Origin of the sequence: Streptomyces sp. NPDC019443 (assembly GCF_044389785.1) — a bacterium.
Taxonomy (GTDB): domain Bacteria; phylum Actinomycetota; class Actinomycetes; order Streptomycetales; family Streptomycetaceae; genus Streptomyces.
Genome location: NZ_JBIRYJ010000023.1, coordinates 68,175 through 81,304 on the forward strand (window position 1 = coordinate 68,175; position 13,130 = coordinate 81,304).

8 protein-coding genes and 1 pseudogene are annotated in these 13,130 nt (G+C 68.9%); 5 read left to right on the plus strand and 4 right to left on the minus strand.

Going from position 1 to position 13,130, the window contains the following annotated elements; genetic code table 11:
* Positions 1–132 precede the first annotated feature (132 nt).
* A pseudogene (locus ACH492_RS37100) lies at positions 133–311 on the minus strand (NAD(P)H dehydrogenase); the annotation flags it as partial.
* Positions 312–514: 203 nt separating this feature from the next.
* On the minus strand, positions 515–1,132 hold the full coding sequence (locus tag ACH492_RS37105; protein WP_398993380.1) for a TetR/AcrR family transcriptional regulator: 618 nt from the start codon (positions 1,130–1,132) through the stop codon (positions 515–517).
* A gap of 164 nt (positions 1,133–1,296) precedes the next feature.
* On the opposite strand from ACH492_RS37105, the gene ACH492_RS37110 reads away from it, so the two are divergent.
* Both ACH492_RS37110 and ACH492_RS37115 read left to right on the plus strand, forming a co-directional pair.
* Positions 1,297–1,647 (plus strand): SgcJ/EcaC family oxidoreductase, encoded by a 351-nt coding sequence (locus ACH492_RS37110; protein ID WP_398993382.1) that lies wholly within the window; start codon positions 1,297–1,299, stop codon positions 1,645–1,647.
* 609 nt (positions 1,648–2,256) lie between these two features.
* Positions 2,257–2,610, plus strand: coding sequence for a hypothetical protein (locus ACH492_RS37115; protein WP_398993384.1), 354 nt, complete (start codon positions 2,257–2,259; stop codon positions 2,608–2,610).
* Between the two features lie 214 nt (positions 2,611–2,824).
* Here ACH492_RS37115 and ACH492_RS37120 read toward each other — a convergent pair whose 3' ends face one another.
* A complete protein-coding gene (locus ACH492_RS37120) occupies positions 2,825–5,683 on the minus strand; it encodes an AAA family ATPase (RefSeq protein WP_398993385.1) in 2,859 nt (952 codons plus the stop codon).
* 288 nt (positions 5,684–5,971) lie between these two features.
* Here ACH492_RS37120 and ACH492_RS37125 point away from each other — a divergent pair, with 288 nt between their 5' ends.
* The 3 genes from ACH492_RS37125 to acs all read left to right on the plus strand — a co-directional run bounded on the left by ACH492_RS37125 (position 5,972) and on the right by acs (position 10,008).
* Entirely contained in the window at positions 5,972–6,334 is a 363-nt protein-coding gene (locus ACH492_RS37125) for a DUF485 domain-containing protein (RefSeq protein ID WP_398993387.1), read from the plus strand.
* Between the two features lie 62 nt (positions 6,335–6,396).
* A complete protein-coding gene (locus tag ACH492_RS37130; RefSeq protein WP_398993400.1) occupies positions 6,397–7,971 on the plus strand; it encodes a cation acetate symporter in 1,575 nt (524 codons plus the stop codon).
* Positions 7,972–8,052: 81 nt separating this feature from the next.
* Positions 8,053–10,008 carry an acetate--CoA ligase gene (gene acs, locus ACH492_RS37135; protein WP_398993389.1) on the plus strand — a complete coding sequence of 652 codons (1,956 nt, stop codon included), beginning with the start codon at positions 8,053–8,055 and terminating at the stop codon, positions 10,006–10,008.
* 135 nt (positions 10,009–10,143) lie between these two features.
* Here acs and ACH492_RS37140 read toward each other — a convergent pair whose 3' ends face one another.
* Positions 10,144–12,873 (minus strand): AAA family ATPase, encoded by a 2,730-nt coding sequence (locus ACH492_RS37140; RefSeq protein WP_398993391.1) that lies wholly within the window; start codon positions 12,871–12,873, stop codon positions 10,144–10,146.
* Between the last annotated feature and the right edge of the window lie 257 nt (positions 12,874–13,130).

Consider the following 13,130-nt stretch of genomic DNA (forward strand, 5'->3'; position numbering starts at 1 on the left):
CGCACTGGGCACGGTTGCAACCACCGTTCAAGTCTCAAGAGGCCGACGAGAACAGGGCGCCCGGCGGCCTCGGCGCCGCCGAGAACGGCGACGCCGACGTACGGGCCTGTACTCGGCTGGGTGCCGGGGTGGTCAGGCGGCCTTGAGCTGCGCCGCGATCTTCACCACGCGCTCGGCCTGGTGCCGGGCCGCAGCGCGGATGGTGTCGTCCACCGGGTTCGTGCCCTGGCGTCCACGTGTGAGGTGCCGTAGGGATTGCCGTCCGCGAACTCGACCGGGTCGGTGAAGGCGGGTGCGACCACGATGCCGCCGCCGCGTCCGCGGACGCGGCGGCAAGAGGTGGGGGGCGGTGGGGCATCTGTGATCATGCGATGGTGTCGGTCTTGCCCGGGTCATTGGGGTGGAACTCCACGGCCGTGCCGGGCGAAGGGCGGCAATCAGACCGGCGACCCGGCCCGCGCCGCCCAGGCCTTGCTGCGGGTCCTTCAGGCCGATTTCCTGTGGCGGGCAGGCGTCACATGTTGGCCGCTGCCTGTGGCGCGCGAGCGCCCAGCAGGGCCAGGCAGTTCGCCCATAGGACACTGAGCTGGGAGGTGTTGTTGTAGAGCTTCGCCAACAGCACCTGGCCCTCGAGCTGCGCGACAACGGACCGGGCAGCTTCATGGGTGTCGGTGACGGTGACATCTCCTCGCTGAAGAGCCTCGGTGACGACCGACTCGACCATGTCGACCTGGGCGTTGAAGATCTCCTGCAGACGCTCGCGGATCGCTTCGGTCTGATTGCTCAGCTCCAGGGTGAGGTTCCCGAACAAGCACCCCGAGACGGTGCCGCAGCTCTTCTGACCGGCGCGCTGCCGCGCCTCGGTCTCCTCGAACAGCTGCCGCAGCCGCTGAAGAGGCTCTGTGTCGCTGCGCAGGATGCGGGTCCAGTCGCGCCGTTGGCCGGCCCAGTGCTCGTCGATGACCGTCAGCGCCAGAGCCTCCTTGGATTCGAAGAAGTAGTAGAAGCTGCCCTTGGGCACCCCGGCCGTCTTGCAGATCTCGGCCACGCCCAACGCTGAGTACCCGCGCAGCTCAATGAGTGACTGCGCGGCGCTGATGATCTTCTCTCTGGCGTCACTGGTCCGTCCCATGTTGCAAGTATACGACCGCTCGACTAGTTATAATAGACCGGTCGGCTACTCGATCGGGTCCGACCGGTTGCAGGCGGCGGTCATTCACGGGCGGGCGTCGCCTCCCTACACAGCACGTACAGGTAAGACACGTACAGATAAGAGCTGACGCGATGAGCAATCCGATGCACGAGGTACTGAAGCACTGGAAGGCCGCGTTCGACGACCATCAGCCGGACATCATGGCCGACTTGTTCACCCCCGACGCCCTCTTCCAGGGCTTCGGACCCGAGGTTCTCTCCGGCCGGGACTCTGTGCGTGACTACTACGAGGCCGTCCCGGGCGACCGCAGCGCCGATGTGACGATCCTCCACACCTACGCGATTGGCGAGCAGGCGGCCGGAGGTTTCGCGGACATCACTTTCCGCGACCCGGCAGGCTGGGAGGCCTCCGTGCATCTGTCACTGGTACTCCAGCGCGACGGAAGCAGTTGGCGGATCCGCCAGTACCACGTCTCCCGGGTCATCACCGACTGAACCGCACACGCCAAGCGCTGTCGGCCGACCGCGAATTACACCGAGGCCGCCCGCGCACCACAGCGCCCCGCGTTCCATTACTGGCAATCAGGTCGGCACCGCAGTCAAGCTGGTGGGGAGCACGGTGTCGCAAGCAGGCTCAACGCCCTGGCGAAGCGCCCTTCCAGCAGCCCGTTGATGTGTCACGGGGGGCGACATGTCATTGCTTTACATCGGCCTGTGGCATGTCGTGCAGGCCAACGTCGCCGATTGGCGACGCTGTCTGTGCATCATCCTCGACGGCCTGCGTCCGCGGCCCCGACCGGGCGTCCTGAGGCAGCACCTCCCGACACCCTGAACGTCACACCGGGTGGCCTCCCTTCTCGGTTCCGGGTACCCGGGAAGGGCTGCGGCGGTGTTGCCGCAGGGCACTTGCTGCCGAGTGGCTCCACCGAAAGACGCCGCACCCCTCGCCGAAAGATCTAGACCTTTCGGTGCGTAACCCTGGCCACGGCCCAGCGCCCACTGATGGGATCAAGCCAGGCAGACGCCCCCAACACCGCCCGGGGAGAGCCCTACGGCGAAGGGCCGCCCTACGGGGCCCGCCACCCAGACCACGAAGAGAGCACCATGCCGCACACCCCACCACCCGCAACCGCCGAGAACCCGCCGGTGACTCACACGGCTGCGCCGGTACCCGCCGACGCACCGGCCGCCATGACCGGATCGGCGCCACCACAGGCACCCTGGCCGCCCACGTTGCCCGCTCGTGCCGACCGACGCGGCAACAGCGCCGTCATCGTCGTTCTCTCCTGCGCCCTGTTGCTCAGCCTGTGCAGCCTCTACATCTCCGTCCAGCGCAACATATACGCCGAGACGACTCCAGCCGCCGAGCACTCGGGCGAGTGCCAAGCGCCCCTCGACAACGAGGAATCCTGGGACGACGCCGTCCTCCACCGCACCCCACCCGGCACCCCCGAGTGAACACCAGCAGCACGGCAGGAAAACCGGTTCGCGGCCTCCTCCTGGTCTCGGCCGGAGTTCTCACGGCCGTGACCGCCATCATCACCTGAGCCGTCTCCACCGTCGGCGGTGGTCCGGCACTTGTCGCCGCGACCGTCGTCCTTGAGGCACCGTGGGCGCTCAACCACCGGCTGACCACTCGTCCGCGATCGCATCACTCGAAGGACAAGATCGTTCAGCACAGTGCCTCCGCCAGTCCCTGACGGCCCTTGATGCCCAACTTGCCGTAGACATGGGTGAGATGGATCTCCACGGTCCGCAGGCCGACGAAGAGATGCTGTGCGATCTCCCGGTTGGTCATTCCACCCGCCGCGAGATCGGCGACCCTGCGTTCGGTCGGAGTGAGCGCGTCCACACCGTGGAACGTGCGGGTACGGGGCCGGTCGCCGAGGGCGCGCAGTTCCCGCAGTGCGCCCTCCGCGACCCCACCGGCACTGCACGCATGGGCGACGCTGACCGCCTCCTGGAGGTCCGCACGGCCTTCCGGGATCCTGCCGCAGCGGATGGCCAGGGCCCCGCGGTCCCCCAGCGCCTGCGCGTACCGGAAACGGGCAAGTGACATCTCCAGCGTGCGTACCGCTTCGTCGAGCATCTGACGGCCCTCGGGCCCGCCTGTGACGATTCCCAGGGCGCGCAGCGCGACACCCGTCATCTCCGGGACGCCCCAGCGCCGGGCGAGCGCCACCTCCTCCTCGGCGAGACGCACGGCCTCCTCGGCGCGGCCCAGCCTGGCGTGCACCAGCGCTGCCTCGGACCGCCAGGGGTAGAAGCCTGGGGCGAGCATGTTGCGTGCCACGGTGCGGGCGCCGCAGGTCAGGAAGTCGGCGAGGGCCTCCTCCAGCCGGCCCTGCTCAATGCGCAACCAGCCCCGGGCGAGCAGCGGATAGTCGTTGACCCAGTACGGAAAGAGCTGCTCGTCCATGCCGCTGCGCTCCAGCAGGGACTGTGCCTCCTCGATGCGGCCCTGCCGGGTCAGCGACTCGACGAGGCTCGCGACGGCGAAAACCGTGTGGCTGGACCCGAGCGGCACCCCCACTTCCAGCAGTGCTTCCAGGGCGGCTTCGGCGTCGGCCTGGCATTCCAGGGTGCGGCCCAGCCGCGTGTTGGCGTTGCCTCGCGTGGCGACGGCATGCGCGTACTGGAAGACCGCACCCCGGGCCCGCGCCTCGTCGATGGCCGCCTCTGCGTAATCGTGTGCGAGGTCGGGGCGGCCGGCGGCACCGAGGGCGAGCATCGCGCAGTGGTAGACCACCGACTCGTCGTCTGCCGGCGCCAAGCCATGGCCCAGCGCCAGGCGGGCCAGCCGGACCACCTCCTGCGCGTCCTCCCCCACCATCGCTCCACGCAGGCTGAGCAGCGCGGCCAGGGGACGTTCGACTGCGGTTCCGGACGCGTCCGTCATGGCCAGGTCCATCAGCCGCGGATAGGCACGTGCGGCGGAGGCCAGCTCGACCAGGCTGACGAAGAGGAAGTCGATCTCCAGGCGCAGCGCGTACGAGGGGTCGACCGGGCGTATGGCGGCGCTGGTGCGTTCCAGTACGTCCAGGGCGTCGAGATAACGGTCGACGGCGAACAGTGCGCCGGCCAGTCGGCGGGCAGCCGAGGTCTGCTCGCCGGGGCCCTTGCTGAGCTGGAGGCTGCGGCGCAGCTCGCCTATGGCGGTCGGGACGCTGGACTCGAGCTCCACCTCGCCGAGCAAGCAGAGCACCGCCGCCCGCTCCTCCTCCGCCAGGGGTTCACGCAGGCCGCGTCGCAGATAGACGGCGGCCCGGTCGTGGGCACCGGCGTCGCTCGCCTCGACCGCCGCCCGGCGTAGTACCTCGGGCGCCGAAGGCTGCCCAGGGGCGCAGTGCAGCAGATGGTGGGCGACCTGCTCGGGCGCGGCGGCGCGGCCGAGCAGGAAACGGGCGGCGGCGGCGTGGAGTTCCTGGCGTCGACTGGGCGGTACGAACTGTTCAACGGCGTCCGAAAGCAGCGAGGCGGCGATGCCCACGCCCTCCTCGCAGTGGTGCAGGAGCCCGGCGCGTACGAGGGTGTGCACGGCGTCCTCGACGGCGGGCTGCGGCACCGCGGTGACTTCGGCGATCAGTTCCACCGGCTGAGGGGACCCGAAGACCGCCACAGCGCCGGCCACGGCTTCACCGTGGTCTCCGATGCCGCGAAGCAACGAGCGGACGGCGGGGGCGAGTTCAGGCAGCAGGGCATCGAGGGCGACGGACACGGCCCGCTCACCGGTGGCAGTCCCGGGCTTCGGTTCCGGGGGTGCGGCCGCCAGGACGCCGAGGACGGACCGGAGCAGGAAGTGGTTGCCGTCCGTGGCCCGTTGGCACGCCTCGAGGAATGCCTGGCCGGCGTCGTGCCCGAAGGTCCGGTCGAGCAGTGCTCCCATGGCTTCCGGGGCGAGCGGAGAAAGGCTGATCTGGTCGCGGAAAAGCGACAGGACGGCGCCGAGCGCGTCCTCGTCGGGTGACTCCCCCGGGCCCAGCGAGGCGATGACGGCAGGCGGAGAGCCGCCGGCGCGGCGCATCAGCCGTCGAAGCAGACGGAGCGAGGCCGCGTCCGCCCACTGGAGGTCGTCCACGCAGAGCAGAGGTCGGCGCCCGCCCGCGGCAAGCCGGGCAACCAATGCGTCCAGGCCCCGGTGATACGCGCCGTCCCCGGCCGGTTCGCCGGAGGGCCGCGCGGAGGGGACGGCCGCGGCTGATTCGACCAACTGCCGCAGCACGGCGTGGTCGGTGCGGCTCTCGTCGGGGTCGGCCCAGGCGTCGAGCACAGCCCTGTCGTCGGCCCGCGCCTCATCGAGCAGGGCGCGCAGGAGGGCGCTCTTCCCGCTGCCGTAGCCGCCCCGTACAAGGACGAACATATGGTCACCTTCCGTGACCGCGGGGTCGGCACCGATCCCGAGCAGGGCCCGCAGTTCCGCGAGTTCGGCTTCCCGGCCGATCGGATCGGGGATCATGCCGGGCGCGCCGGGAGGCGCACCGGGGATGCTCACCTGCCCGGAGATGGCGGCCGATTGTGCTGCGTACGGCATGGGTATCGCGCGTCCCCCTTCACGGCTCTCCGTCGGTCGGAAGCCGCTGACAGATTCTTGCACCGACGCACGAGTGGACCTACCGAAAGAACCCCCACACTCGCCGAAAGATCTAGACCTTACGGTGCGTAGCGCTGGTCGTATCCCGTCGTCCGCTGATGAGATCAGACCGACCTTCGGTGCACGCCGACGTCACAACATCCGGCACCGGCCGTGGAGAGCATTCTCCACCGCGCACTCGCCGACACCCCCACCGTTGCCCAACCGCACCAGCACGTACGGAGATCCATGTCCAGCCCGACCGAACCGCTCGAGAAACCGCAGTACGCGGACATACGCGGGACCGAGAGCTTCGCCGAACTTCGCAGCCGTTTCCGGCGTTTCAGCTTTTCGATGACCGGGGCGTTTCTGCTCTTCTATGTGTCCTACGTCGTCCTGTGCACCTATGCACCGCACCTGGTGGCCACCAAGGTTGTGGGGAATGTAAACGTCGCCCTGCTGCTGGGCCTGGCGCAGTTCGCCTCCACCTTCCTCATCGCCGGGCTCTACACCCGTTACGCGAAGACCCGGCTCGACCCGATCGCCGATTCCCTGCGGTTCGCCGTCCAGCCGGCCATCGACCCTCTTGCCCCCGCGCGAGGTGAGGTGTGAACAGCACCGCACTCCTCGGGACCGGCACGCTCGCCTCGTCCAGCGCCTCACAGAACCGCACGATGATCACCGCGCTGTTCCTGCTCTTCGTCGCCGTCACCCTGGGCATCACCGTCTGGGTCGGCAGAAAAAACACGAACGCCACCGACTTCTATGCCGGTGGACGGTCGTTCAGCGGCTTCCAGAACGGTCTCGCCGTCTCCGGCGACTACATGTCCGCGGCCTCCTTCCTCGGCATCACCGGATCCATCGCCCTCTTCGGCTACGACGGTTTCCTCTACTCGGTCGGATTCCTGGTCGCCTGGCTCGTGGCCCTGCTGCTCGTCGCCGAACCGCTGCGCAACAGCGGCCGGTTCACCATGGCGGACATCCTCGCGTTCCGGCTGCGGCAGCGTCCGGTCCGTACCGCCGCCGGTATCTCCACCATCGTGGTCTCCATCGTCTACCTGCTGGCCCAGATGGTCGGCGCGGGCTCGCTGGTCGCACTACTGCTCGGGGTGTCCGGCGACGGCGCCAAGAAGTGGATCATTCTGGGCGTCGGCGCACTGATGATCCTCTACGTCACCGTCGGCGGGATGAAGGGCACCACCTGGGTGCAGATCATCAAGGCCGGCCTGCTCATGGCCGGCGCGCTGCTGCTGACCGTGATGGTGATGAACCACTTCGGCTGGAACCTCTCCTCACTTCTCGGCTCAGCGGCCGATGCCAGCGGCAAGGGCGACGCCTTCCTCGAACCGGGACTGAGGTACGGCATCAGCTCACTCACCCGGCTCGACTTCATCAGCCTCGGCCTCGCCCTCGTCCTGGGCACAGCCGGCCTGCCCCACATCCTGGTCCGCTTCTACACCGTGCCCACCGCACGAGCCGCGCGAACCTCGGTGAACTGGGCCATCGCAATCATCGGCACCTTCTATCTCATGACCATCGCGCTCGGTTTCGGCGCGGCAGCGCTGATCGGACCGGACGCGATCACGGCGTCCAACCCGGCCGGTACGACCGCCGCGCTGATGCTCGCCGAGGAACTGGGCGGCGGCCCGGCGACCAGTACCGGAGCGCTGCTGCTCGCCGTCATCTCGGCTGTCGCCTTCGCGACCATCCTCGCTGTGGTGGCCGGCCTGACGCTGGCCTCCTCGGCCTCCTTCGCACATGACCTGTACGCCCATGTCATCCGCAAGGGCCAGGCCGGCGAGAAGCAGGAAGTGCGGGTGGCCCGCTGGTCGGCGGTGGCGATCGGAGCTGTGGCGGTGTCCTTGAGCATGCTTGCGGACAAGCTCAACACAGCGGCACTGGTGGCGCTGGCCTTTGCGATCGCGGCATCCGCCAACGTGCCGACCATCGTCTACAGCCTCTTCTGGAAGCGCTTCACCACCACGGGCGCACTGTCCGGCATCTACGGCGGCCTGGCTTCCTCCATGCTGCTGGTGATCTTCTCCCCGGTGGTCTCGGGCAAGCCGACGTCCATGTTCCCGAGCGCGGACTTCCATCTCTTCCCGCTGGAGAACCCGGGGCTGATCTCCATTCCGCTCGGCTTCCTGCTCGGGTGGCTCGGCACAGTGCTGTCCCGGCCCGAGGAGCGCGGCGCGGAAAAGCACGCGGAGCTGGAGATCCGCTCCCTTACGGGCATTGGCGCGAACTGAGCCCGACCACCGCCCTTTCGGCGTCCTTCCCGATGACTTCCATCGTTTCACCTTCGGCAAAAGACCATGAGGAACGAGAAAATGAGTAACGAAAGCCTGGCCAACCTGCTCAAGGAAGAGCGGCGGTTCGCGCCGTCGGCCGAGCTGGTCGCGAACGCCAACGTGACGGCGGAGGCGTACGAGCAGGCCGAGGTAGACAGGCTTGGCTTCTGGGCCGAGCAGGCGAGGCGCCTGACATGGGCCACCGAGCCGGCCGAGACGCTGGACTGGTCGAACCCGCCGTTCGCCAAGTGGTTCGCTGACGGCACGCTGAATGTGGCGTACAACTGCGTCGACCGGCATGTCGAAGCAGGCCACGGAGACCGGGCGGCCATCCACTTCGAGGGCGAGCCCGGGGACAGCCACTCCCTCACCTATGCCGAGCTCAAGGACGAAGTCAGCCGCACCGCCAACGCGTTGACCGAGCTGGGTGTCACCAAGGGCGACCGGGTCGCCGTCTACCTTCCGATGATCCCCGAGGCGGTCATCGCGATGCTGGCCTGCGCGCGTATCGGCGCCGTCCACTCAGTGGTGTTCGGCGGCTTCTCCGCGGACGCGCTCGCCGCCCGTATCGAGGACGCAGACGCCAATCTGGTCATCACTGCCGACGGCGGCTACCGGCGCGGCAAGGCCTCAGCCCTCAAGCCCGCCGTGGATGAAGCCGTCGCCAAGTGCCCGCAGGTCGAGCACGTGCTGGTGGTGCGCCGCACCGGCCAGGACATCGCGTGGACCGACGGTCGGGACGTGTGGTGGCACGAGATCACCGCCCGCCAGTCCGCCGAGCACACTCCCGAGGCGTTCGAGGCGGAGCATCCGCTGTTCATCCTCTACACCAGCGGCACCACCGGGAAGCCGAAGGGCATCCTGCACACCTCTGGTGGCTATCTCACCCAGGCAAGCTTCACCCACCATGCCGTCTTCGACCTCAAGCCGGAGTCGGACGTCTACTGGTGCACCGCCGACATCGGCTGGGTGACCGGCCACTCGTACATCGTGTACGGGCCGCTTGCCAACGGCGCGACGCAGGTCATGTACGAAGGCACGCCCGACACCCCGCACCAGGGCCGCTTCTGGGAGATCGTGCAGAAGTACGGCGTCACCATCCTCTACACGGCGCCCACCGCGATCCGCACCTTCATGAAGTGGGGAGACGACATCCCCGCCAAGTTCGACCTGTCCTCGCTGCGCATCCTCGGCTCGGTCGGCGAGCCGATCAACCCCGAGGCCTGGATCTGGTACCGCGAGCACATCGGCGCCAACCGATGCCCGATCGTGGACACCTGGTGGCAGACCGAGACCGGCGCGATGATGATCTCGCCGCTGCCGGGCGTCACCGAGACCAAGCCCGGTTCGGCGCAGCGCGCCCTGCCCGGCATCGCGGCCACTGTCGTCGACGACACGGGCGGGGAAGTGCCGAACGGTTCCGGCGGCTACCTGGTGCTGACCGAGCCGTGGCCGTCGATGCTCCGCACCATCTGGGGCGACGACGAGCGCTACATCAAGACCTACTGGTCCCGCTTCCAGCGCAAGTACTTCGCCGGCGACGGCGCCAAGAAGGACGACGACGGCGACATCTGGCTGCTCGGCCGGGTCGACGACGTGATGCTGGTCTCCGGCCACAACATCTCCACCACCGAAGTCGAATCCGCACTCGTCTCCCACCCCAAGGTCGCCGAGGCCGCCGTGGTCGGCGCCACCGACGAAACCACCGGACAGGCCATCGCGGCGTTCGTGATCCTGCGCGGCACGGCCAGGGAGGACGAAGGCCTGGTCACCGAACTGCGCAACCACGTGGCCGCCACCCTCGGCCCCATCGCCAAACCCAAGCGGATCCTGCCGGTCGCCGAACTCCCCAAGACCCGCTCCGGCAAAATCATGCGCCGGCTCCTGCGCGATGTCGCCGAGAACCGTCAACTGGGCGACGTCACCACCCTCACCGACTCCTCCGTGATGGACCTCATCCAATCCCAGCTGCCCACCAACGCCGACGAGGACTGAGTCCCCTCCGACACCACACAGCGGTGATCCGGAGAATCGGGCCGCCACACAGACCGGGTGCCGGGCAGTGAATACCCCCCACTGCCCGGCATCCTGCTGCCCTTTCCGGTCCCGGCCTGTCGTTCGGCGCGCCGGCTACGCGGCAAGAGCCTCCGCCAGTCCGGCCCGGCCGCTGATACCGAGTTTGTGGTACGCGTTGCTGAGGTGGACTTCTACTGTCCGCAGACCGACGAAGAGCCGCGCCGCGATCTCCTTGTTCGTCAGGCCCTCGGCAGCGAGGTCCGCAACCCTGCGCTCCGAGCGGGTCAGCGCCTCCAGCCCGTGTGAGGCGCGGGACTCCAGCCGGTAACCGCCGGCCCGCAGTTCCTCCTGGGCGAAGCCGGCCACAGCGGTCGCCCCGCACTGCTCGGCGACGCTCACCGCCTGCCGTAGCCAGTTCCGCGCGGCCGAAGGCAGCCCGTTCCGTCGCACCAGCGCCCCGTAGTCGGCGAGCGCCTGCGCGTACGAGAAGCGCGCGGTGGACGGTTCCAGCAGCCGGATGGACTCACGGAGCATGTCCACGCCCGCGGAGCCCCCAGTGATGACCCCAAGAGCGCGCAGCGCCACCCCGGTGAACTCCGGTATCCCCCACGCCTGGGCGAGAGTGAGCTCTTCCTCGGCCAGTGCACTCGCCTGTTGGTGCTCACCGAGGGAGGCATGGGCCAGCGCGGCCTCGGAGCGCCAGGGCAGTACGGCCGGTCCGCCCATCCGGCGGGCCCGGGCACGGGCTCCGGCATGGAGGAAGTCGGCGAGGCCCTCCCGGGCCCGGTCCTGTGCCATCCTCAGCCGGCCGCGGACCAGCGCGGTGAAGTCATTGGCCCAGTGCCGGTAGAGCCGACCGGTCAGCCCGTGGTCGGCGAGCAGTTGCTCGGCCTCCTCGGTGCGGCCCTGTTTGACCAGTGCGTCCGTCCACATGGCCACGCCGTGACTGGTGGTCGGTCCGGCGCCGACACCCCGCAGCGACTCGACGGCGGCGCGGGCGTCGGCCTCGCATCCGACAACGTTACCAACGCGGTAGTTGACCCCGGCGCGCAGCGTGGAGAGGTACGCGGAGGTGAGTGCGGACCCTCCCGCGCGGACCGTGCCCATGCTCGCGTTGACGTGGGCGAGGGCGAGATCGGAACGGCCTGCCGCGGCCAGTGCCAGGACCGGGGCGGTATACACGAAGGATTCGTCGTTCTCCGGGCAGACCCCGCCGCTCATGGCCTGCTGGGCGTAGGCGACCGCGTCCGCCGGCTTACCTCCGTCCATGATCGAACGGAGCGAGAGCAATGCGGCGAGCGGCCGCTGTACGAGGGTTCCCTCGGCCTCGGCCAGGTCCATCGCCATCAGCCGGGGAATCGCCGCGGCGGCCGTGGAGGCGCGGCTGAGCTGGGCGTAGACCAGGTCGATCTCCAGGCGCAGTGCGTCCACCGGGCTGGCCGGGCGGATCCGCCCGGCGACGTGCTCCAGCACGTCGAGCCCCTCGCGGTAGCGGTCCAGGGTGAACAGGGCAGCGGACAGCGAGCGTGCCGCCGCGGCCTGTTCGCCCGGCGCGGTGGCGAGATCCAGACTTCGGCGGAGGCTGTGCACCGCACTGGGCACGCAGTGGGCGAGTTCGGCCTCACCGAGCAAGGCGAGCGCCTGGGCCCGAACCGGGTCGGGGAGGGATTCGCGCAGGGCGCGTCGCAGACAGCCGAGTGCGGCCGCGCGGTCTCCGCGGGCCATCGCTTCGTCGGCGGCGCGGAGTAGGGCGTCGACCGCCCACTCCTGGCCCAGCGGAGCGTTCAGCAGATGTGGGACGACGGTGTCCCAGGAGGCCCCCTGGTCGATCAGGAACCGCGCCGCGCGGGCGTGGAGTTCCTGACGGCGGCTGGGCAGCACTTCGTTGGCGATAGCCACGGACAGGACCGGGCAACCGAAAGCGGTGCCTTCCTCCGCACGGATCATCAGTCCGGTGGCGGCGAGCGTGTGCAGGCTGTCCTCGACAGTCGGCTGAAGCATTTCGGCGGCGCAGGCGATCAGGTCAGCGGCCGGCGCCCGTGGGCATGCCAGCACGGCAGCCGCCTCGGCGGTGGCGACCGCATCGGGTCCGCAGGCCCGCAGCGTGGCCTGAAGGGTACGGCCCACCTCGGCGGGTACGTAGCGGGCGAGATCGGCGCCGGTGTCGGCGTCCGGCGCCGCTCCATGGGTGCGTATGGACCGGAGCAGGGCGTGCAGCAGGGCGGGGATGCCGCCGGTGGCCGTGCGGCAGGCGGTGACGAAGTCCGGTTCGGGCTCAGTCCCGAGCACCGCTTCGACGAGTTCGCCGACTTCTGCGTCGCCGAGCGGGGTGAGCCAGATGCGGTGCCGGAACTGCGGCAGCAGCGTGCCGATGCGGTGCTCGTCGCCAGATGGGACCCCCGGACCCATGGTGGCCACCACGGTGATCCGCAGCCCGTCCAGTCGGCGAAGCAGCCTGCCCAGCCACATGACGGAGGCCGTGTCGGCCCATTGGAGGTCGTCGATCCCGAGCACGACCCGGCGGTCGGCGCGGGTGAGAGCAGCCGCGGCCCGGTACGGAGCCTGGAAGTCGGCGATGGCCGCCAGCACGGTCTCGTCCCGCTCCTCTTCGGCGACGTGCTCCAACAACTGGTGGACGACACCGAAATCGGTCGGTGTGTCCAGAGAGTCGGCCGTCGCACTGAGGACGAGATGCCCGTCGGCTCTCGCTCGGTGCAGCACCCGGCGGAGCAGGGCGCTCTTGCCCACGCCGCTGCCTCCGCGCACGATCACCGCAGTTCCGGGTGCGGCAGGTCTGGTCAGCTCACCCAGTGTGGCGAGTTCTCGTTGTCGTCCAATCAGCACGGTCGTTGCCCCGTTGTCATGCTTCACCAACCCACAGCCCTCCACTGTGGTCAGGGAGGCGACCGTGCCGTCACCGTACCGGTTGTCCGCGCCGAGGATGACGCTCCGTGGTGACGAGCAAGGCTACCGCTCAGCATATTTGCTGGAAAGTTCAAGAGCAGAGGGGTCGGGAACTGCTCGGGATTGAGTCAACTCTAGTTTGCATTAAAGCCTCTGAGTAGGTGTTATATGATCGCTTCATGAACCTCAAGGAATGG

Bases quoted from the DNA above. Each gene is read 5' to 3' on its own strand.
- ACH492_RS37105 (WP_398993380.1), bottom strand. From the start codon at position 1,132: ATGGGACGGACCAGTGACGCCAGAGAGAAGATCATCAGCGCCGCGCAG.
- ACH492_RS37110 (WP_398993382.1), top strand. From the start codon at position 1,297: ATGCACGAGGTACTGAAGCACTGGAAGGCCGCGTTCGACGACCATCAG.
- ACH492_RS37115 (WP_398993384.1), top strand. From the start codon at position 2,257: ATGCCGCACACCCCACCACCCGCAACCGCCGAGAACCCGCCGGTGACT.
- ACH492_RS37120 (WP_398993385.1), bottom strand. From the start codon at position 5,683: ATGCCGTACGCAGCACAATCGGCCGCCATCTCCGGGCAGGTGAGCATC.
- ACH492_RS37125 (WP_398993387.1), top strand. From the start codon at position 5,972: ATGTCCAGCCCGACCGAACCGCTCGAGAAACCGCAGTACGCGGACATA.
- ACH492_RS37130 (WP_398993400.1), top strand. From the start codon at position 6,397: ATGATCACCGCGCTGTTCCTGCTCTTCGTCGCCGTCACCCTGGGCATC.
- acs (WP_398993389.1), top strand. From the start codon at position 8,053: ATGAGTAACGAAAGCCTGGCCAACCTGCTCAAGGAAGAGCGGCGGTTC.